The following is a 20,740-nucleotide window of genomic DNA, read 5'->3' on the forward strand; positions in this document are numbered from 1 at the left end:
TTTAGCCGACCATGAAAGGCCGGGTCCGCCCGGCCTTTTTCTTTACGGGGCGACGGCTTCCTCGAACGTGACGAGCACGGTTCCTTCGGCGATCTGTGCGCCTTCCGCGACGATCTCGGCGACGACGCCGTCATGTAGCGCGGCGATCGTGTGCTCCATCTTCATCGCCTCGAGGACCAACAGTGGCTGGCCCTTTGTGACCGCATCACCCTTGGCGGCACGCACGATCTTCACCAGGCCCGGCATCGGGGCGCGCATGCTGCCGACGGCTGCCTCGGCCTTGGCGGCTTCGGCGAAGGGATCGGGCAGCACGAAATCGAAGGACGCGCCATCCGAAAACACGGTGACGTGGCCGGGCCAGCGGGCGGTGCGGAGCGTCTCCGCCGTTGAAGGCGGGACGGTGCGCAGCATCACGGACGACACGTCCGGTTGCGCGCCTGCGCTTGCTTCGCCGTTACCTTCAACAGGAAATGCCGCGATCGTCGCGCGCCAGTCCGCCACCGAAACATCCGCTGCGATCCGCTCATCGCCGAAGCCGATGCCGACGCGCCGCTCGATCGGATGGAAATGCGTATAGCCGGCAAGCGACGACCACGGATCGTCGTCCTGCGGCAGGGTATCGAGACCGGCGGCGGCAATCATGGCGGCGGACACGATTTCGGGTGAGGGGGCCGGTGTCGTCGTCAGCGTATCGAGCTTGCGGGCGATGAGCGCCGTATCGACATCACCCGCGGCGAAATCAGGATCGCGCGCCAGTGCCGACAGGAAAGCGATGTTGGTGACCGACCCGGCAATCTCGGTGGATTCCAACGCACTCGACAGGGCATCGAGCGCTGCCGCGCGGTCAGGCCCGTGCACGACGAGCTTGGCGATCATCGGATCGTAGAACGGCGAGATCGTGTCGCCTTCTCTCACACCGGTCTCGACGCGGAGTGCCGGGCCGGTGGCGGGGAACCTCAGGTGATGCAGCTTACCGGTGGCCGGCAGGAAGCCGCGCGCGGCGTCCTCGGCATAGATTCGCGCCTCGAAGGCATGACCCGACTGCGTGATCTCGTCTTGTGTCTTCGGCAGCTTTTCGCCAGCTGCGACGCGCAACTGCCATTCGACGAGGTCGAGGCCGGTGACCATCTCGGTCACCGGATGCTCGACCTGTAGGCGCGTGTTCATCTCCATGAACCAGAAGCGGTCGGGCCTCAGCCCCTCCGATGCGTCGGCGATGAATTCGATCGTGCCTGCGCCCGAATAGCGGATCGCCTTAGCCGCCGTGACCGCAGCCTGGGTCACCGCCGCGCGCATCGCCTCGGACATGCCGGGGGCAGGGGCCTCCTCGATCACCTTCTGGTGACGCCGCTGCGCCGAGCAGTCGCGTTCGAAGAGGTGAACGGCATTGCCAAAATTGTCGCCGAAGACCTGGCATTCGATGTGGCGCGGCCGGTCGACATATTTCTCGACCAGCACCCGGTCGTCGCCGAAGGCTGCCTTCGCCTCGCGCCGCGCCGAGGACAGCGCCTCGGCGAAATCATCCGCCAGCTCGACCTTGCGCATGCCCTTGCCGCCGCCGCCGGCGCGCGCCTTGATCAGCACGGGATAGCCGATTTCCCGCGCCTTGGTAGCGAGCAGGACGAGCTCCTGCGCCTCGCCGTGATAGCCGGGAACGACCGGTACGCCGGCGCGCTCCATCAGCCGCTTGGCAGCGTCCTTCAGGCCCATTGCCCGGATCGAGGCGGCTGACGGGCCGATGAAGACGAGCCCCGCCGCAGTCACCTGGTCGACGAAATCAGGGTTCTCCGACAGGAAGCCGTAGCCCGGGTGGATGGCCTCGGCGCGCGTATTGATCGCGGCGGCTATGATCCTGTCGTCGCGCAGATAGCTTTCGCCGACCTGCGAGGGGCCGATATGGACCGCCTCGTCGGCCATGCCGACGTGGAGGGCGCCGGCGTCCGCGTCCGAATAGACGGCGACGGTGGCGACCCCCATGCGGCGGGCGGTGCGGATGATGCGGCAGGCGATCTCGCCGCGATTGGCAATGAGGATCTTCCTGAACATGCCCTATTTCTTCGCTGCCAGCAGCGCGAAATGCGCCCCCTGCGGGTCCTGCGCATTGACGACCCAGCTACCGCCGGGAACCTCCATCGGTCCCATCGTGATCTTGCCGCCATTGTCGGTGATGCGTTTTGCGCCGGCTTGGATGTCGTCGACGTTGAAGTAGAACTGCCAGGCGGGCATCGGCATCTGCGGCGGTTTGGTCATGATGCCGCCGACGCCTTCGTCGCTTCCGGTTCCGAAGATCAGGTAGATGCCCATCTCGCCCATGTCGAAGTCGCGCACCTTGGTCCAGCCGAACTGCTTCGAATAGAAGCCGAAAGCAGCTTTGTACTCGCCTGCATAGAGTTCGTGCCAGCCGACATGGCCGGGTGCCGTGCGCGGGATCGGCTGCTCGTCGGGGCCGGACGGGCTCATCAGCATGAAGGCTGCTCCCTGCGGATCGGCTACGACCGAGAAACGGCCGACCCCAGGAATGTCGGACGGTTCGCGATGTACCGCCCCGCCCGCCTTCTGCACGCTCGCCGTTGCGGCATCCACGTCCTTGGCGTGCACATAACCCATCCAGCAGGGCGGCGTGCCCATCGCCTTGGCTTCCTCGGGAAGCAGCATCACACCGGCGACGCCGCGCTCACCGGCGCTGAAGACCACATAGTCTACCCCCGAACCCTCGAAGGGTTGAGACGTCCAGCCAACCACCTTCTTGTAGAAAGCCTCGGCAGCAGCGACGTCGGTCGTCATCAACTCGTACCAGAAGAATTCGGATGCCATGTCGTCCTCCTTTGGCTGTCGCGCCTCCGCAGGCGTGCATGTTACGAGGCGCAGGGGGAGGGCGCAAACCGGCGCGGACGTGGTGAAGCGCATCTCCTGACAGGACGCCGGGCGCTGCGGTCTGTCGGTAGATCACGGCGACAATGCCGATTGGCCGTGTTACGAAAGTCAAATTTCGAAGCCTGCCAAATTCCGGAACAGTCAAGGTCCAGAGCGTCAACAATATTGACCAAAGCAAAGACGGATTTTCTACGAGAAAAGCCTGTTGTCGATTTGCAACGGTTCCGCAGAAAATCGCCGGACTTCATCTGCTCAACTGTTCAGGAAAAATGCCTGTGCTAAAGTTCGTTCGGGTGGGTTGATGCGGAGTCTGAGATGAAGAAGATTCTCCTGGCCTCTACCCTCCTGTGCTCGATGAGCGGCTACGCATTGGCGGCTGACGCAGTCGTCGTCGAATCCCCTCCCGAAGTTTACGTAGCTCCCGTATTCAACTGGACAGGCGGCTACATTGGCGGCCAGGTCGGATATCTCTGGGGCGACGGCGATCTCGATGCCGATGACGGCTCGGTCGCGTCGGTCGAACCTGACGGCTGGTTGGGTGGTCTCTACGTCGGCTACAACTACCAGTTCACCAACAACGTGGTGCTCGGCATCGACGCGGATTTCGCCTGGACTGGCGCGGACGACGACGCGTCCGCCTTCGACGGCGGCGGAACCCTTATCGGCTCGATCCAGAGCGAACTCGACTGGGAAGGCGCCGTGAGGGGGCGCCTCGGCTACGCCGTCGACCGCTTCCTGCCCTATGTCGCGGGCGGCGTGGCGTTCGGAAAAATGGATGCCGAGATATTCAGTCTCGCTCCGGCGTCGCTCGGAAGCGATGACGATACGGCTGTCGGCTGGACGATCGGCGTAGGTCTCGACTACGCCTTCACCGACAACATCATCGGGCGCGCCGAATACCGTTATACCGATTTCGGAGATTTCGATTTCAATATCGGCGACGGAAGCGGATCGGTCGATCTGTCGACCAACGACGTCCGGTTGGGCATCGCATACAAGTTCTAACCCGGCGCGAGGCGCCAGGGGGACAGTCGAGACGCCGGCCTTCGTGCCGGCGTCTTGCTTTGTGGCGAAGCGATCCTGCTCAATTGGCCGCGACGAGCTCGACCTGCTCGACGCCGGCGGCGATGCCGATGCCGGGCTCGCCTTCTACGGCCAGCGGCTGCAGTGAGAAGGCCTCGCCGGTGCCGCCGACCAGAACGTCGGCGCCGAGCCCGATGCCCGCTGCCGCGGCGGCGTCGACGCCGCCATATTTGCCTGCCAGCGCGCCGGTGCCCGAGGCGGGCGAGACGGCGTACACGGCCCAGGCAAGATGACCTTCCTCGACCATGCCGATCTCCACACCGTATTGGTGGACCTTGCCGGTGTAGTTTTCAGTCTTGCCGTCGGTGTGGGTGAACACGCAGGTCATGGTCTGCTTGCGTACCAGGATCTCGCCGATGCCGATCGACGTGTCACATTTGAGCATGCCGATCTGGGTTTTGGACCAGGCCGGGCCGGTGATCATAAGCGCAAGCGCAGCACCGGCGAGCGGTGCGAGGCGCAGCATAAGCGGTGCATTTGCCATTCTCGTGGTTTCCCTCGTTTTGTCGACTTGACGCCTACGCTTTAACCTTCCCCAGCGTTATCGGCAATTGCCGGGCGTATGCGATGTCATTTTGCGAACGGGAGGGACGTCGCTTCAGGCCGGCGCGATGAAGGGCTGGCTGATCTCCCGGAAGACGGGCAATTCCTCTAGTCGCTCGCAGTGCGAATAAAGGTTGGGGTAGTCCTGCATCGCGATGACATCCGGCAGGGCTTCCTTCGTGTGGCGGATGGCGCAGGCGACCGCGATGTCGGCATGGCCGATGCGACCCCCGAACCAGTATTCGCTCTGCCGTTCGGCACGGTCCTCCTCCAGGATCGAAAGCGCACCGGCGATCTGTGCGCGGCAGCGCTCGACCCAGAGCGGCGAGACCTGGTTATGGAGACGCTGCTCGTAGAACAGGCTGACGCCCTTGTCGGCAAGCCCGGTGGCAAGGCCCGCAACCTTGAGCGCGCGATGACGGTCCGGCTCGGCGGCGGGCAGCAGCGAACGCTCGGCCGGCGCCAGGCTTTCCAGATGGGCGAGGATCAGGTGGCTGTCGACGAGCACGTCCTCGTCGTCGAGGACGAGTGCGGGAACGCGCATCAGCGGGTTCAGCGGCCTGATCTTCTCCTTGTCGGAAAACACCGACCACGGGCGATGCTCGAAGGGGAGTTCATAGAGCTTCAGCGCGATGCCGACGCGGCGGACGAAGGAGGAATCGTATTGGCCTATGAGGATCATTGTGTCTCGTGCTCCGGAGCGGGCCGGAGAGTGTCACACGGAGCCGTGTAGCGACAAGGCCGGGGCGGAACGGCTGCTGACATCAGGTGCAGGGCCGTCGGTCCGTGATCCTCCAAGTTCGGGCTTGGGAGGGTTTGACGCGGGAAGCCGCCAGGCTCCTTAAGCGATCACCCGATCCTCATCCGAGAGGGTCAGGAGACCGCCGCCTTGATGTCCGCCTCCGACATCCCGGTGATGATGCGTTCCACCTCTTCCACCGTCGTCTTCTTCGGGTCGATATCGTCGGCCACCACCTTGCCGCGGCGCATGACGACGATGCGGTCAACCACCTGGAAGACATGGTGGATGTTGTGCGCGATGAAGATGCAGGAATGGCCTGAATCGCGCGCACCCCTGACGAAGTTGAGCACGCCCTGCGTCTCGGCGACGCCGAGATTGTTGGTCGGCTCGTCGAGGATGATCAGGTCGCTGTCGAAATGCATGGCGCGCGCGATCGCCACCGCCTGGCGCTCGCCGCCCGACAGCGAGCCGATCGGCGTGGTCGGCGGGATGTTCTTGCTTATGCCGACCTTCTTCAGGAGCCCGCTGGCGACATCGTTCATGGCCGCCTGGTCCATTCGGTTGAGGAAGCGGGGTCCCTTGAGCGGCTCGCGCCCGAGGAAGAGGTTGCGGGCGATGGACAGTTGCGTGACCAGCGCCGAGTCCTGGTAGATCGTCTCGATGCCGTGGGCGATGGCGTCGCCTGTGTTCCTCAGATCGACCTTCTTGCCGCGGATGAAGATGTCGCCGCTGGTAAGCGGAACCGCGCCGGAAAGCACCTTGATCAGCGTCGACTTGCCGGCGCCGTTGTCGCCGAGCAGGCCGACGATCTCACGTTCGTTGACATGGAAGTTCGCGTCGACCAGCGCCTGCACCTGACCGTAGGATTTCCGGATATTCACCATCCGGATCAGGGGTTCGCTCCCGTTTGGCCCATTATTTGGCATGGTCATGTTCCTGCCCGGTGACGGCGCTCGAGCCATGAATGCAGCGCCATCATGCCGAGGATGATCGCGCCGATGAAGATGTTGTAGGCCAGTCCCGGCACGCCGACCATGATGATGCCGTTGCGCATGACGCGCAGGATCAGGATGCCGAGCACGGTGCCGATGATGGTTCCGCGTCCGCCCATCAGCGCCGTACCGCCGATGACCACCATGGCGATGACCTCGAGCTCGTAGCCGGTGCCGCTGTTCGGATTGGCCGACGACGTGCGGATCGAGCTGATGATTCCGGCGAGGGCGGCCATTGCCGAGGACAGCATGAAGAGGCCGATCTTGACGCGGGTGACGTTGACGCCGCGGGCCGCCGCCGCGTTCGGGTTGCCGCCCGCCGCCTGGATCCAGTTGCCGACGCGGCTTTGCGTCAGGATGTAGCCCAGCACCACGATCGCCAGGATGAACCACACGAGCGACATGTAGAGCCGGAACGGTCCGATGAAGAAATCGCCGACGAGCAGTTCGGCAAGCCAGTTGCCTTCCGCGTTCCAGGTACGCTGGGGGAAGCCGTCGGTGACGAAGAGCGCGGTGCCGCGCACGACGAGCAGCATGCCGAGTGTGACGAGGAAGGACGGTATCTTGAGTTTTGTGACGAAGACGCCGTTGACGAAGCCGATGAGCGCTGCCGTGACGAGCGTCAGCAGGAAGCCGACCTCCAGCGAGGTGACGCCGGCGTTGAAGAGCGTCCACATCAGCACTGCCGAGAAGCCGAAGACCGAACCGACGGACAGATCGAATTCGCCTGACGTCATCAGCAGTGTCATCGCCAGGGCGATGAGGCCGAGTTCGACGGTGAAGGCGAGCGTGTTGGAGATGTTCTGCGGCGACAGGAAATTGTGGTTCAGCGTCTGGAAGACGGCGATCTCCAGAACCAGAAGCACAAACGGGCCGAATTCCGGTCTAGCGATCAGCTTCCGGACGATCGAGCGATTTTCCAACTGGACCCCGCCTCAAGTTTTTGTTGTCGAGCGTCGCGGCGCACGTGACCTGCAGCGCCGCGGAATGCGTCGGCGGCAGATAGCCGCCGACGCTGCCGGGATCACTTTCCGGACAGGATGTCGTCGTAGACCTGCGCGGTGTCCTTCTCGTAGAGCGCGCCGGTGATGACGTTGAAGCCGGCCGGCACGCCGCCCGCCTGCATGGCGGCGAGCGACAGCGCGACGTAGCTCGTCGCCTGCGGGTCCTGCCACTGCGCGGCGTTCACGTAGCCGTTCAGCACTTCCTGCGTGGTGTCGAGCGAGTTGCCCCAGCCGACGACAGGGATTTCGCCCGGCTTCACGCCGACCTGGTCGAAGACGCGCTTGATCGAGCCGGTGACGAGGTCGCCGAGGCCGATGATGGCCTTGATCTTGTCGCGGTTGGCGGTGAGGTAGTCGACCATGCGATTGATCACCTCGGCCTGGTCGAGCGTCGAATCGGTGATCTCGTAGGTGATGCCGAGCGGCTCGAAGACGCTCTTGATGCCTTCTTCTTCCTGCACGCCATAGGTGGCGCCCGGGATTTCGACCGGCATCCAGACGAAATCGCCCTGCTTCACAAGGCCCTTGTCGACCAGATACTGCGCCCAGCCGCGGCCGAAGACCACGTTGTCGCCGCCCACATAGGCGTCGAAGCTGGCGGTCGGATCGGGCGTATTGAAGTTGATGATCGGGATCTTGGCCGCGTTGGCTTCCTTGGCCACTTCGACCAGGCTGCCCGGATCGGGGCTGGTCGTGGTGATGCCGTCGGCGCCGGCCGCGATGGCCGCGCGCACGGCTTCCTGATGCGCCGCCACGTCGCCATTGTGGAACGACGTGTTCACCGTGTTGCCGGTGTCGGCCTCCCATTGCTTGGCGCCGGCGAGGAAATAGGTCCACACCGGGTCGGCCGGGCTGCCGTGCGAAATCCAGTAGAACGTCTTGCCGGCCGCATAGGCGCCGCCGGACAGTGGCACGGCAAGCGCCAGCACCGCGCCGGCCGCAAGTAGTCTCAACTTACTGAGCATAAGGGTTTCCTCCCGTTAGTATCAAAACCTGCACGCCCGGGCGCGGCACCAGCGACGTCCGGACTGTTCCTCCTCTGGTCGGATGCGAGTGCACCCTCTTTCTTGCCGAATGGCAAGCCTCCACCCTCGATGCTAGCCGGCAGGGACGCGGATGCCATCAAAGGTTCCATCAGATTGCATCAGATCGGCGAGGATTGTGCCAGACGCGATTGCGTCCTGGTCACATCCGCCAGACGCCGACCTTCGTCTCCGGGATCGGGGCGTTGAGGGCGGTAGAGAGGGAAAGCGCCAGCACCTCGCGCGATTTTGCCGGGTCGATGATGCCGTCGTCCCAGAGGCGAGCCGAGGAATAGAGCGGGTGCCCCTCGCGCTCGTATTTCTCGAGGATCGGCGCGCGGAACGCGGCCTCCTCTTCGGCGGACCACGAGCCGCCCTTGCGCTCGATGCCTTCGCGCTTGACCAGCGCCAGGACGGTCGCGGCCTGTTCGCCGCCCATCACCGAGATGCGGGCGTTGGGCCACATCCAAAGGAAGCGGGGCGAATAGGCGCGGCCGCACATGCCGTAATTGCCGGCGCCGAAAGAGCCGCCGATGATCAGGGTGACCTTCGGAACCTGGGCGGTGGCGACGGCGGTGACCAGCTTGGCGCCGTCGCGGGCGATGCCGCCTTGCTCGTACTTCTTGCCGACCATGAAGCCGGTGATGTTCTGCAGGAAGACCAGCGGGATTTTGCGCTGGCAGCAGAGCTCGATGAAATGCGCGCCCTTGAGCGCGCTTTCGGAAAAAAGAACGCCGTTGTTGGCGATGATGCCGACCGGCATGCCCATCAGATGCGCGAAGCCGGTGACCAGCGTGACGCCGTAGTTCTGCTTGAACTCGTCAAGCTCCGAGCCGTCGACAATGCGCGCGATGATCTCGCGGACGTCATAGGGTTTTCGTGTGTCCTCGGGAACGATGCCGTAAATCTCGTCCGCCGCGTAAAGCGGTTGAATCGGTTTCTTGAGGTCGAGCCCTATCGCCTTCTTCCGATTCAGGTTTCCGATGATGCGCCTGACGATCGCCAGCGCATGCGCATCGTTCTCGGCGAGGTGGTCGGCGACGCCCGAAAGACGCGTGTGGACATCCGCCCCACCGAGCTCCTCGGCGGTGACATCCTCGCCGGTGGCGGCCTTCACCAGCGGCGGGCCGCCGAGAAAGATCGTGCCCTGGTTGCGGACGATGACGCTCTCGTCCGACATCGCCGGCACGTAGGCGCCGCCCGCCGTGCAGGAACCCATCACGCAGGCGATCTGCGGAATGCCGGCGGCGCTCATGTTCGCCTGGTTGAAGAAGATGCGGCCGAAATGCTCGCGGTCGGGAAACACTTCGTCCTGGTTGGGCAGGTTGGCGCCGCCGGAATCGACGAGGTAGACGCAGGGCAAATTGTTCTGCAGCGCAATTTCCTGCGCGCGCAGATGCTTCTTCACGGTGAGCGGATAGTAGGTGCCGCCCTTCACCGTTGCGTCATTGACGACCACCATCACCTCGCGGCCAGACACGCGGCCGACGCCGGCGATCAGACCGGCGGAGGAAATGTCATCGTCATACATGCCCCAGGCAGCGAACTGGCCAACCTCCAGGAAGGGTGAGCCTGGGTCGATGAGTTGCGCGAGGCGCTGTCGAGGCAAGAGCTTGCCACGCGAGATGTGACGCTCGCGCGCCTCGTCGGAGCCGCCGCGCTCGACGGAGGTCGCCTTGGCCGAGATGTCGGCGACCAGCGTCTTCATGCGTTCGGCATTGGCGCGGAAGGTGTCGGAGGCGAGGGAGATGGCGGACTGGATGGACGGCATGCGTGTCAATTCCTCCGGCGGCGTGCCTATCGGCATGCCCCGATGTACCAGTTTAGCCACACAAGCCGCTAGTCTTTGCCGGACCTCGCCGCCCAGTGGTGGCTGCCATGTTTTCGCCTTAACGCAGGGTTAGTGCGCCCGCCCCGTTCAACCCGAAAGGAGAGCAGCCGTGAGATCCCGTCCGAGTTCGACACCTATCGTGCCGACGCTCGAATGGCGTTCGGCGAACTGCAATTCCTTGAGGTTGAAATGTCATGGCACATTCCATGATCCGGCGTCGGCAAGAGGCCGAGCGCCAGCGCGATAATGCCTATGAGATAACGCTGCGGCGTGTCTTCGCCGCTGCTCGGCCCGCCCCGGATTTCGGGCGGGCGCTGGACGAAGCGCGCGCCGGGCTTGCGGGCCAGGCGATCCGCGATGGCGCGATGTGGCGGCCGAAGCTGAAGACGCGCGACCCCGGGCGTCTTCGCCTTGCTGCCGCGCGCCATCTCTACGCGCGATATCCCGTCGGTACGCATCTGGAAGTGATCTGGATGTCCGATGACGGCATCGACCCTGCCGAGCAAAGGTTGCGCAGGCGCTGGTATGCCACCGTGGCGCGCGGTGACTCGCTCTACAAGGCGGGCGCATCCGAGTGGATGTCGCGCAAGGAGGTACACGCCTTTCTGAACGCTCCGGATGGCCTCGACTTCGAGCAGGCCTTCTGGTTCGCCATCGCGCGGGGCATGGGAGCTGATGCAACTGCGTTCCGTGTCGCCCGGTCGAAGATCGCGTTCACACCGCGCAGCCAGATCAACTTCTGGCGCGACGCCGCGCGGCTGTTCACGAGCCAGGCGGCAGGGACTGAAGAGATCGACGATCTTGCCGACTATCTGGCCGCAAGGTTGCGGGCTGATGCGAGCTACAGCCTGAAGGGCAGGACGCTGGCTTCGCTGCGGCGTGCGTCGGACGAGTGGCATCGTGACGTGGCGGCGATCGCCCGCATCGAGGCGATGCAGCGCCGCCAGACGGCATTCGCGAGCCAAGTTCCTGTGGGGCGCTGGGCTGGCGCAGGCCTTCCCGACTGGTCGTGGCGGCCGCCGGGCGAAGAGGCAAAGGCGCGGCGCGAGGAGTACGCGATGGTGCAGTTGACCAGCGCGAGCGATCTCGTGGCCGAGAGTCGCGCGATGCACCATTGCGTGTGGACCTATGCGGAGAAGTGCATCGCCGGCTATGCGTCGATCTGGTCTCTCAGGCTGAAGAGCGGCAAGAGCGTGTCGCGGCTGCTGACGGTCGAACTCGACCGGCGGCATCGCGCCGTGCAGGTGCGAGGCTTCGGCAACCGCGTCGCGACGAGCGAAGAGAACCGTGTGCTCGATCGCTGGGCGAAGGCGAACGGGGTCTGGCGCTTGTAGCCAAGAACCCGCGCCGGCGGAAACGCCGGCGTGGGGCTAATCTTCTCCCATCATCTCCCGGCCGATCAGCCAGCGACGGATCTCGCTGGTGCCGGCGCCGATCTCGTAGAGTTTGGCGTCGCGCAGCAGGCGGCCTGTCGGATAGTCGTTGATGTAGCCGTTGCCGCCGAGCAGTTGGATCGCGTCGAGCGCCATCTGTGTCGCCTTCTCGGCCGCATAGAGGATGCAGCCGGCAGCGTCCTTGCGGGTGGTCTGGCCGCGGTCGCAGGCGGCGGCGACGGCATAGACATAGGCGCGCGAGGCGCTCGTGGTCGAATACATGTCGGCAAGCTTGCCCTGCACCAGCTGGAAATCGCCGATCGGCTGGCCGAACTGTTTTCGCTCGCGTGCATAGGGAACAGCGACATCGAGGCAGGCTGCCATGATGCCGAGTGGGCCGCCTGCGAGCACAGTGCGTTCGTAGTCGAGGCCGGACATCAGCACCTCGACACCGCGCCCTTCCTCGCCGAGCACATTGTCGAAGGGAACCTCGACATCCTGGAACACCAGTTCGCCGGTGTTTGATCCCCGCATGCCGAGCTTGTCGAGTTTTTGTGCGATCGAGAAGCCGGTCATCGTTTTCTCGATGAGGAAAGCGGTGATGCCCCGCGATTTCCTGTCAGGATCGGTCTTGGCGTAGACGACCAGCGTGCCGGCGTCGGGACCGTTGGTGATCCACATTTTCGAGCCGTTGAGCACGAAACGATCATTCTTCTTTTCAGCGCGCAGCTTCATCGACACCACGTCGGAACCGGAGCCCGGCTCCGACATCGCGAGCGCGCCGACCGTCTCGCCCGAGCAGAGGCCGGGCAGGTATTTCTGCTTCTGCGCCGCCGTGCCCCAGCGGTTGATCTGGTTGACGCAGAGGTTGGAATGCGCGCCGTAGGAGAGGCCGACCGAGGCCGACGCCCGCGAAATCTCCTCCATGGCGACGACATGAGCGAGGTATCCCATACCGGAGCCGCCGAACTCCGGATCGGCAGTGACGCCGAGCAGGCCGAGCTCGCCAAGTTCCGTCCATAGATGCGTGGGGAACTCGTTCGAGCGGTCGATGTCGGCGGCGAGTGGCGCAATCTTCTCCTGGGCGAAGCGGCGCACCATGTCGCGAAGGCCGTCGATCTCCTCGCCAAAGCCGAAATCGAGCGTGTTCAGATACATGGTTTCCTCCTCGGCTCACCGCTCCGATCTTGCGGCAACAATCCTCATGAGGGAAGCTCGGACATGAGGAAGCAGAGCGCAGGCGTATTGGTCTTTCGAAGGCGGCCAAAAGCGGTCGAAGTGCTGCTCGTCCATCCGGGCGGACCGTTCTGGGCCAAACGCGACGCCGGCGCATGGTCGATCCCCAAGGGCGAGTATGCCGACGTCGAAGATGCCGAAACGGCCGCGCGGCGCGAATTCACGGAAGAAACCGGCTGGAAGCTGGATGGAGAGTTCACCTCTCTCGGCGAGATAAGGCAGAAGGCAGGAAAGGCGGTGACAGCCTTCGCAGTCGAGGGCGACTTCGAACCGGCGAGCCTGGAAAGCAACAGATTCGAAATGGAATGGCCGCCAAGGAGTGGGCGGCAAGCCAGTTTTCCGGAGGTCGACAGGGCAGGGTGGTTCGGTCTCGATGCGGCGCGCGAGAAGATGGTCGAGGGCCAGCGACCACTGCTCGATAGGCTTGAGGCGCTGCTTGCGGGCGGCTGATCTGCCGGCAGCGACGTAGCCCAGAAAGTAGCCTCCGCGAGGCATGGACCTAGCTGGCTGTCGCGAATTACGCTCTTGATCGGAATTGGTGTTGGGTTCTGCCGGAGGCCGCAATGCATCTACCCCCTTCAAGCTCGACCACTGGCTGTCGAAAGCCCGGTTTGCGACGCCGCCCATCCTTTATGATCTCGCGGCCAGCACCGGGCCGAAATGGACCGTGCGCGAGCTTCTGGCGCTGGGAGAGGGCGCAAGCCTGGACGACACGATCCTCGGCTATTCATCGCCGGAGGGCAGCCGGCCGCTGCGCGACGCGATCGGCGCTTTCCTTGGTGTGGATCCGGACTGGGTCGTGATCACGCTCGGAGCGTCGGAGGCCTTTTCCATTCTGCTCTGTACGGCGGCGCGGACCGGCGCGAACGTGGTGCTGCCGCACCCGGGCTATCCGGCCTTCGATCCTGTTGCCGGCGTCTGGGGGCTGGACGTCCGCCATGTCAGGCTGTCGCGCGAGCACGGCTTTCGGCAGCGTGCCGAGGACGTGTTGAAAGCGGTGGACGACAGGACCGCTGTTGCGCTGGTCAACACTCCGCAAAATCCGGCGGGCACCGTCATGCCGCGCGAGGAGATCGAGACCCTGGCCGCCGCCCTGCACCGGAAAGGTGCATCGCTGATCGTCGACGAGGTCTACCACCCCCTCTATTTCGGCGAGCAGCAGGTGTCGGCCGCTGCTATCCCCAATGTGAACGTCATGGGCGACATGTCGAAGGCGCTGTCGCTGGCCGGCCTGCGGCTCGGCTGGCTGGTCGAGCGCGACCCAAAGCGGCGCGAGCAGATGATCGATGCGCGCGGCTACTTCACCATCAGCAGTTCGCCGCTGCTCGAGCGGCTCGCGGTGCATGCCTTCGCCAATCGCGAGGTGCTGCTGTCGAGGCTGCATGCCGTGGCGAGCGAGAACCTTGCGGTGCTCTCGGATTTCATGGAGCGTGCCTCGGATGTCCTTGGCTGGGCGGGGCCCGAGGGCGGCACCGTGTGCTTCCCCTGGTTCCTGGATGGCCGTGACAGCCGGCCCTTCTGCGAGGCGCTTGCCGCGAACGGGGTGCCGGTTGCGCCCGGCGACTGTTTCGGCAAGCCGGAGCATATGCGCCTGGGCTTCGCGCTCCTGAAACGCGAAAAGTTTTTCGAAGGTCTCGCGATCTTCGAGCGCGTCCTGCGGGAGCAGTAGGTCAGCCGCGCGCGGCCTTGAGCGCCTTGGGGAGCTCTTCCGCAAAAATGTCGAGCTCGTGGTCGAGACCGACGCTGACGCGGATGCAGCGGTCGAGCACCGGCACCATCGGCTTGCGGATGAAGACGTCGCGCGCGATCATTTCCTTCAGCACCTTGAGTGCGAAGTCGCCGCCGGCGCCGCAGTCGATGGTGACGAAATTCGTGGCCGACGGGATCGGCGAGAGCCCATTGTCGCGTGCGATCGCGGATATCCGGTCGCGGCCGGCGGCGACTTTTGCTTTCACTTGCGCCAGATAGGTCTGGTCGGCGAGAGCGGCCTCGCCGGCGACGAGCGCCATGCGATTGACGCCATAGTGGTTGCGGACCTTTTCGACATCGCGGATGAAGCCTTCCTCGCCGACGGCATAGCCGCAGCGAATGCCGGCAAGCCCGTAGGCCTTGGAGAAGGTGCGCATCCAGATCACGTTCGGCCGTGACACGTCGATCGGCACCAGCGCGGTCGCCGGGCCAAGTTCGCCATAGGCCTCGTCGATCACCAGCATTGTCGTTTCCGGCAGCGCCTCGGCGAAACGCATGATGTCGGCCGCCTCCCACCATGTGCCCATCGGATTATCGGGATTGGAGAGATAGACCAGCGGCGCGTTTTCGCGCTTCACCGCTGCGAGCAGGCCGTCGAGGTTCTCATGGTCGTTCTCGTAAGGTACGGCGACCACCCGTCCGCCGAAGCCGGCAACGTGGAAGTTGAAGGTCGGATAGGCGCCAAGCGAGGTGACGACCGGCTGGCCAGGCGAGATCATCATGCGCACGACGAGGTTGAGCAGCCCGTCAATGCCTTCTCCGACGACGACGTTGTGGTAGCCGACGCCGAGATGGGCGGCGATGGCGGTCTTCAGATCGAAATTATCGGGGTCGCAATACATCCACATGTCGGGTGCGGCGGCCCGCATGGCGGTGATGACCGACGGCGCCGGGCCGAAACTGCTTTCATTGGCGCCGATGCGCGCCCGGAACGGGCGGCCGCCGCGGTCGCGTTCCTGCGCTTCCGGTCCGACGAAGGGAACGGTCGGAGGCAATGCGGCGACGAGCGGCGTGAGGGCAGGGCGTTGGGCCATCGGAAACTCCAGGCGGCGAGATGCTCCGATCGGCGTTCTGCTTCGAAACGTGGCGAAGTGCAATGGCGGCGATGGTTGGTGGAGCCGGCTGAAACAGCGATGCCCGCAGCTGCGACGATCCTCATGAACCTTCTTCCGGCTCGCTGCGACAAAGATGCGAAGGATCGTTTTCGAAAGGAGAAACCAATGAAACCTTCCATCAAGTACATTGTCGCCGGTTATGTCGCGCTGATCGCCGTCAATATGTTCGCCGGCAATGCTTCGGCCGGTACTCTTCCCGACGGCAACGGCGGCGCCGTCTGCAAGGGCGCGGGTTCGTGTCTGGTGCTGCAGCTGGACTGCAAGGGCACCTACACAGACGCCACCGACAAGAACGGAACCGTCTACGGCAAATGTTCGCAGGTCGCCAAGATCGGCGGCGCGGCCAAGCCGAAGGCGCTCAAGGCGAACTGATCCGCATATATGCAAACGGGACCGCTCGCCTCTGCGCGGGCGGTCCCGTTTGCGGCGACCTGGCGTGAGTCACGCGCTAAGGGTTCTCGCACTCCTTCAAAGCCGACAGATAGCCGGCCCAGGCCTCGCTTCCGCCCGGCGTGGCGAGTTGCGCGCGGACTTTCGTAATGCCGTCCCCCGTGGCTGTGAAGGCGATCTTGTCTGACGGCCCGCCATTCGAGCGGCCTTCGATGGTGTTGGTACGTGTCGAAGGATCGTCGACCTTCTTGAAGCCGGGTGCCGTAGCGACCTTCCGATAGAAACAGTCGGAGAGAAGCTGATAGTCGCCGGCGAGCACCGTCGTCTGCTCGGGTTCGGTGACAGTGGATTGGCAGCCACCCAGGACGAGCGCTGTGTACAGGATCAATCGCTTCATGCGCATCACCCACGGACATGCCTCTGATCCCATAGTTGCAGGAAATATCAGCCGCCGCAAATGGCTTCGCGCGGGCGACCAATACGTGTTCCTGCGCCGGGTGTTGATCGTGGCGGCCCCGTCGAGGGTTGGTTAACGCTACGTAAACTCGATTGACATCCGCTAAATTAGGTCTAGCTTGGAAAGCTTGTTAGGTCGGCTTCATTGATAGCGTCTTGGCTGCGCGCGGGATGCAGGGGATGTCTAGATCGCGTTGGAGCATCTTCGTCGCAGTGTTCGTTTCGCTTGCGGCGGGCAGCGCTACTGCGGCCGAAAAGGTCGGCGAAGCGGTTCTCATCAAAACGACGGTGACTGGTGGCGGCGGAACGCTTGCCGCCCGCTCGCCCGTGTATCGGGACGAGAGGATCAGGACATCCAACACCGGTCTCGGCGAATTCGTCTTCCGCGACGGCACGAAATTCGCTGTAGGAGGGAACTCGTCAGTGGTCATTGACAAGTTCGTTTTCGACGGCAGCAGTTCGGTCAAGGATCTGACAATCAAGGCCGCAAAAGGCAGCTTCCGCTGGATCAGCGGCGGGTCGCCTTCGTCAGCCTACAAAATCAACACGCCGGCAGGGACGGTCGGTATCCGCGGCACCGCGCTCGACATCTTCGTCGGCGCTGGCGGCAAGACGGCGGTCGTCTTGTTGAGCGGGCAAGCCCGTTTCTGCGGCAGGAACGGCTGCCGGGAACTGAAGCGCCGCTGCGACGTAGTCGTGGCCACGCCCGGAGGTGGCATCACCGATCCCAGGCGGGTTCATGCCGGCATATTGAAAGACCTTGGCTCGCCACGCGCATTGCCTTTCATTTCCGGCCATCAGCGACTGTCGGGAAAATTCCGCGTCGGCGGCGGGTGCCAGCTTTCGGCGTCGCTCGAGAAGTCGCCGACGCCGTCGCCGGGACGCACCGGTGCCAAAGGCGCACCGTCGTCGTCACCCGATCCTCCGTCGCCGCCGTCGCCGCCTTCGCCACCCTCTCCGCCGTCCCCCGGCAAAGGCAACAACGGGAAGGGCAATGGCGGTGGTGACGGTTCACCCAATGGGAAGAGCGACAAGGGAAGATAGAGCCGGGCGGGCTTGATGAGTCAGCCAAGTTTCCGCCCGCAGCATACCGCGTTGTTCTGGCCGAAGCTCGGCAGTAACTCTGGTCAACGGTCTAGGGAACTCGCTTCGCCTTTGGAGATTTCGGCTTCCTTTCCAGGAGCCCCGGAATGCCGAACCCGAAGCGGCGCCGCGTCGATGATTTCATCCCGCAGCAGCGGATAAATGTCTTGCCCGAACCGCATGGGCATGGATCGGCCCATCTCGTCTGCACCTGGTTGATCACCGGAAGGGCAAGGCGCAATGGCACCAATGACATAACGAGGGCTGCAAGTTTTGACGTTATTCCCGGCACGACCATGCGGCGGCCCCGCTGGAATCCGCGCCAGGCGCTTTCGGCTACGTCCTCCGCAGACAAGCTCGGCATATATTTGAACAGCGGCAGATCCTTGATCCCGCGTCCGTGCAGGAAACCCGTGTCGACCGGCCCCGGTATGACGCAGGTAACGGTGACCCCGGTGCCGCGGAGTTCTTCGTAGAGAGCCTGCGAGAAGGAGGACACGAAACTCTTCGTCGCATAATAGACCGCCATCTGGGGGCCGGGGATCAATCCCGCCAGGGAACCCAGGTTGATGACCCCGCCGCCGTGCCGCGCCACCATGCCCGGGATCAAGGTCAGGGTGAGTTCCACCAGCAGGCGGACGTTGAGATCGATCATCCGCAGTTGCGCATCCAGGGGACGTGAGGCCGCAAGGCCCTGGAGCCCTTGGCCTGCGCTGTTGACGAGGACATGGCAGGCAAGGCCATTGGCGTCGAGGAAGTCCTTCACCTGCCTTGCCGCGTTGTCCGCCAACAGGTCGAGTTGCAAGGTGAGCGTTTCGCTTCCCTCGGTGCGTATTTCCTCGGCTACAGCCGTCAGGCGTTCATCTGATCGGCCGACCAGGACGACGACAAAGCCCTTTGCCGCGGACTTGGCCATCGCCTGTCCAATACCATTGCTGGCGCCGGTCACTACGATGCAAGGACGGAGTCCATTCTGTGACATCAACCCGACCTCGGAGAATCCAGTGAACTGACTAAGCTAGCATGGTGCGGGCTTCTCGATCACCACCGGCGTCATCCCGCAAGGCCTCCGGCGGCTGACTTCTCAATTCATCGGCGACCCTTGTGTTCAGAATAGCCTCCAGCCGCTCGAGCGCTCTTGCGACATTGGCCCCGTCCATCACTCGGTGGTCGTAGTGGATGCGCACGTCGACCGAACCATTCTCGTCGATCCCCCCATAGTTCAACAGCGTGGTCAGAGGCGTCAGGGGATTGAACGATTCGGCTCCGAGGCCCGAATATACGGATAGCTGGAACGTGCCGAAATAATTTGGCCGCTGGCGGCCGATGTTCAGGCCGAGCCACATGGCAAGCCTCCTGAACGGAACAGGCGCCCGGGCCAGCTTCAAGGCCTGGCGAAAATCCCTGATCTCCATTACCGGGCGGGATTGCGCCGCCCGGATCTTTCTTACGAGTTGGGCGACCGAGTCGATTTCGGGCCGCTTGATGCGGTGGAGCAGCACCACCCGCTCGCCGTCGAGCTCGCGCTCGCAGGCGAGCGAAGCGATGCTCGATGGATATTCGTAGAGATGCGGCCAAGGCAGCTTCACATAGGCGCGTCGCAGCTCGGGCGTCTCCTGCGAAAGAAGCGCATAGCCTTTCAGGAAAATGGCGGTCCACGACGGGCGAGGGCTTAGCGCCCGCCTTGCCTGCATGACGGCGTTGAGATTCATGCGGCGCTGAACGGTGATCCTCGGAATGTTTTTCGAAAACCGCATCAGGTCGCCGACAAGGCGCCTCGCGGGCGATAGTCTTATTGCGCGGCCCCGCATGGCTGGCTCTAGTAGATATACGGAATGATGCGTTTGGTCGTCCCGCAATAGGCGCGGTATTCATCGCCGAAATTGTCCAACATCATTCGCTCCTCAACGTTGACGCGCATAAGGAAGAGAACTGCAAAGCCGATCAAGCCCGACATCCCGGCGACCCAATTCGGCAAAAGGAGCGCCTGGGCGAGCCCAACGAGCAGGAAAGACGCATACATAGGGTGCCGAACGAAACGGTAGAGACCCCGAGAGACAAATTTATGTTGGTCGCGGATTTCCAGCGTGACGGACCAGTTCCGGCCCAGATCCTTGTGGGCTCTGCGGAAAACCCAGAGACCGAACACGAAAACCGCGATACCGGCGGCGATCGCCCATAGGCGAGGCGTGTAGTCGGCTCCCGACGGAATGCCTGTGGCGACATAGAAGGCGGGCAGGATGGCCATTCCGAAAAAGGCCACCGAAAGCGCGATCTTTTCGGAAAGGGAGCGGTAGTCGCGGACGACCCGCACGCGCTTGGCGCGGCGTTCGAAGGGGTAACGGATGATGTACCAGGCGACGATACCCAGCAGCCAGCTTACCTCTCCGACTGAAGCCATTGCTGTTTTCCGACTAGAACAACGGCGGCCCGGAAGCAGCACGGTGCGCGACGAATTCTCGCGTACAGGGAAACATCCCACATCCGATGCGTCGGATCAACGCTTGCCACGTGGCTTGGTGGGGTCCTCGGGACGGGTCCAGCCGATGGCGTTAGGCCCCCCGTTCATCTTGCGCAGCTTGGTTACGTAATCGCGAGGCAAAAGCCAGTGGAACGGCGTTCTATATCCCATGGAACGGGCGATATCGCCGATGAACGCGTTGCAGTTGTACAAGGAGGCATGCCAGAGCGGAGAGTTGGCCTGCAACTTGCGAATGTCTGCAACGACCTTCCTGTACTCGGGTTCGCTGAGCATGATCCGCCAATAGGCGGACATGTACTCCGGCTCCAGATCCCCGTCGGTCCAGCCGGTTGAAGCCTCGACCGGCACCATATGGCCGGCCATGTAGATGGACGGATCGTCCGACTTCGGCGCAAGCCCGGCTACCTCGGGCTTGATCATTTTTCCGCGGGCGTCGAGCTTGCCGAAAACGACGTAGGAGTGCCCGTAGGTATAGGCATAACGGGAGCGGAACTCGATGAAGTATCGACCGGACTTGTTCGGCTGCGATGCGCCGACATCGGAAGTTCGAGACTTCGCCGAAACGATCTTTGTCGATGTAACAGCTGCGGAGCCGTCGGCTTCAGTCGAACTGCTCTGACAAGCGGCGACGGCAATCCCGAGCAAGGCGACAAGTAGAACGCGACTAAAGAGCAAGCCCAGTCGTGCCACGATCTCGTTTGTCCGCGATCGGTATTGAAAGCCAGGAATGGTCGGCATGGCCCCGCTCCGCCATGAAGCTATCGT

General features: G+C 63.6%; 21 protein-coding genes. 6 read left to right on the top strand and 15 right to left on the bottom strand.

Features of this window, described 5'->3' with window-relative positions:
* Positions 1 to 42: 42 nt before the first annotated feature.
* Together D8676_RS12945 and D8676_RS12950 are read right to left on the bottom strand one after the other, a co-directional pair.
* Positions 43 to 2,046 (bottom strand): acetyl/propionyl/methylcrotonyl-CoA carboxylase subunit alpha, encoded by a 2,004-nt coding sequence (locus D8676_RS12945; protein WP_121581307.1) that lies wholly within the window; start codon positions 2,044 to 2,046, stop codon positions 43 to 45.
* A 3-nt stretch (positions 2,047 to 2,049) separates the two neighbouring features.
* Complete coding sequence (locus tag D8676_RS12950; RefSeq protein WP_121581308.1) at positions 2,050 to 2,814, bottom strand: VOC family protein; 765 nt, start codon at positions 2,812 to 2,814, stop codon at positions 2,050 to 2,052.
* A 375-nt stretch (positions 2,815 to 3,189) separates the two neighbouring features.
* On the opposite strand from D8676_RS12950, the gene D8676_RS12955 reads away from it, so the two are divergent.
* Entirely contained in the window at positions 3,190 to 3,879 is a 690-nt protein-coding gene (locus D8676_RS12955) for an outer membrane protein (protein ID WP_121581309.1), read from the top strand.
* A 79-nt stretch (positions 3,880 to 3,958) separates the two neighbouring features.
* On the opposite strand, the gene D8676_RS12960 is transcribed toward D8676_RS12955, so the two are convergent.
* The 6 genes from D8676_RS12960 to D8676_RS12985 all read right to left on the bottom strand — a co-directional run bounded on the left by D8676_RS12960 (position 3,959) and on the right by D8676_RS12985 (position 10,031).
* Entirely contained in the window at positions 3,959 to 4,441 is a 483-nt protein-coding gene (locus tag D8676_RS12960) for a DUF992 domain-containing protein (protein WP_245426781.1), read from the bottom strand.
* A 114-nt stretch (positions 4,442 to 4,555) separates the two neighbouring features.
* Positions 4,556 to 5,182 carry a glutathione S-transferase family protein gene (locus tag D8676_RS12965; protein WP_121581310.1) on the bottom strand — a complete coding sequence of 209 codons (627 nt, stop codon included), beginning with the start codon at positions 5,180 to 5,182 and terminating at the stop codon, positions 4,556 to 4,558.
* A gap of 191 nt (positions 5,183 to 5,373) precedes the next feature.
* A complete protein-coding gene (locus tag D8676_RS12970) occupies positions 5,374 to 6,168 on the bottom strand; it encodes an ATP-binding cassette domain-containing protein (RefSeq protein WP_121581311.1) in 795 nt (264 codons plus the stop codon).
* Positions 6,169 to 6,170: 2 nt separating this feature from the next.
* A complete protein-coding gene (locus D8676_RS12975) occupies positions 6,171 to 7,157 on the bottom strand; it encodes an ABC transporter permease (protein ID WP_121581312.1) in 987 nt (328 codons plus the stop codon).
* A 101-nt stretch (positions 7,158 to 7,258) separates the two neighbouring features.
* Positions 7,259 to 8,203, bottom strand: coding sequence for a substrate-binding domain-containing protein (locus D8676_RS12980; protein WP_121581313.1), 945 nt, complete (start codon positions 8,201 to 8,203; stop codon positions 7,259 to 7,261).
* 220 nt (positions 8,204 to 8,423) lie between these two features.
* The gene (locus tag D8676_RS12985; RefSeq protein WP_121581314.1) at positions 8,424 to 10,031 is read right to left on the bottom strand and encodes a carboxyl transferase domain-containing protein; all 1,608 of its coding nucleotides are present in this window, start codon (positions 10,029 to 10,031) and stop codon (positions 8,424 to 8,426) included.
* Positions 10,032 to 10,285: 254 nt separating this feature from the next.
* Here D8676_RS12985 and D8676_RS12990 point away from each other — a divergent pair, with 254 nt between their 5' ends.
* A complete protein-coding gene (locus tag D8676_RS12990) occupies positions 10,286 to 11,425 on the top strand; it encodes a PcfJ domain-containing protein (RefSeq protein WP_121581315.1) in 1,140 nt (379 codons plus the stop codon).
* A 36-nt stretch (positions 11,426 to 11,461) separates the two neighbouring features.
* Here the strand turns inward: D8676_RS12990 and D8676_RS12995 are convergent, their stop codons facing one another.
* Complete coding sequence (locus tag D8676_RS12995; protein WP_121581316.1) at positions 11,462 to 12,622, bottom strand: isovaleryl-CoA dehydrogenase; 1,161 nt, start codon at positions 12,620 to 12,622, stop codon at positions 11,462 to 11,464.
* 63 nt (positions 12,623 to 12,685) lie between these two features.
* On the opposite strand from D8676_RS12995, the gene D8676_RS13000 reads away from it, so the two are divergent.
* The gene (locus D8676_RS13000) at positions 12,686 to 13,150 is read left to right on the top strand and encodes an NUDIX domain-containing protein (protein WP_121581317.1); all 465 of its coding nucleotides are present in this window, start codon (positions 12,686 to 12,688) and stop codon (positions 13,148 to 13,150) included.
* Positions 13,151 to 13,241: 91 nt separating this feature from the next.
* A complete protein-coding gene (locus D8676_RS13005; protein WP_121581318.1) occupies positions 13,242 to 14,369 on the top strand; it encodes a pyridoxal phosphate-dependent aminotransferase in 1,128 nt (375 codons plus the stop codon).
* A gap of 1 nt (position 14,370) precedes the next feature.
* Here the strand turns inward: D8676_RS13005 and D8676_RS13010 are convergent, their stop codons facing one another.
* Entirely contained in the window at positions 14,371 to 15,483 is a 1,113-nt protein-coding gene (locus D8676_RS13010) for a pyridoxal phosphate-dependent aminotransferase (protein WP_121581319.1), read from the bottom strand.
* Positions 15,484 to 15,669: 186 nt separating this feature from the next.
* Here D8676_RS13010 and D8676_RS13015 point away from each other — a divergent pair, with 186 nt between their 5' ends.
* Positions 15,670 to 15,936, top strand: a complete 267-nt coding sequence (locus D8676_RS13015) for a hypothetical protein (protein ID WP_183097086.1) — start codon at positions 15,670 to 15,672, stop codon at positions 15,934 to 15,936.
* A 76-nt stretch (positions 15,937 to 16,012) separates the two neighbouring features.
* Here the strand turns inward: D8676_RS13015 and D8676_RS13020 are convergent, their stop codons facing one another.
* Positions 16,013 to 16,351: a hypothetical protein gene (locus D8676_RS13020; RefSeq protein ID WP_147448191.1), complete on the bottom strand. Its 339-nt coding sequence runs from the start codon at positions 16,349 to 16,351 to the stop codon at positions 16,013 to 16,015.
* A gap of 239 nt (positions 16,352 to 16,590) precedes the next feature.
* On the opposite strand from D8676_RS13020, the gene D8676_RS13025 reads away from it, so the two are divergent.
* Positions 16,591 to 17,454: a FecR domain-containing protein gene (locus D8676_RS13025; RefSeq protein ID WP_121581321.1), complete on the top strand. Its 864-nt coding sequence runs from the start codon at positions 16,591 to 16,593 to the stop codon at positions 17,452 to 17,454.
* A gap of 91 nt (positions 17,455 to 17,545) precedes the next feature.
* Here D8676_RS13025 and D8676_RS13030 read toward each other — a convergent pair whose 3' ends face one another.
* From D8676_RS13030 to D8676_RS13045, 4 genes are all read right to left on the bottom strand, one after another.
* Entirely contained in the window at positions 17,546 to 18,478 is a 933-nt protein-coding gene (locus D8676_RS13030) for an SDR family NAD(P)-dependent oxidoreductase (RefSeq protein ID WP_183097087.1), read from the bottom strand.
* Positions 18,479 to 18,506: 28 nt separating this feature from the next.
* Positions 18,507 to 19,304: a hypothetical protein gene (locus D8676_RS13035; protein ID WP_245426783.1), complete on the bottom strand. Its 798-nt coding sequence runs from the start codon at positions 19,302 to 19,304 to the stop codon at positions 18,507 to 18,509.
* Between the two features lie 8 nt (positions 19,305 to 19,312).
* The gene (locus D8676_RS13040) at positions 19,313 to 19,894 is read right to left on the bottom strand and encodes a protein-S-isoprenylcysteine O-methyltransferase (RefSeq protein WP_121581323.1); all 582 of its coding nucleotides are present in this window, start codon (positions 19,892 to 19,894) and stop codon (positions 19,313 to 19,315) included.
* A 96-nt stretch (positions 19,895 to 19,990) separates the two neighbouring features.
* The gene (locus tag D8676_RS13045; RefSeq protein ID WP_245426785.1) at positions 19,991 to 20,713 is read right to left on the bottom strand and encodes a hypothetical protein; all 723 of its coding nucleotides are present in this window, start codon (positions 20,711 to 20,713) and stop codon (positions 19,991 to 19,993) included.
* Positions 20,714 to 20,740: the final 27 nt, after the last annotated feature.

Origin of the sequence: Mesorhizobium sp. YM1C-6-2 (genome assembly GCF_003666685.1) — a bacterium.
Lineage (GTDB): Bacteria > Pseudomonadota > Alphaproteobacteria > Rhizobiales > Rhizobiaceae > Mesorhizobium_K.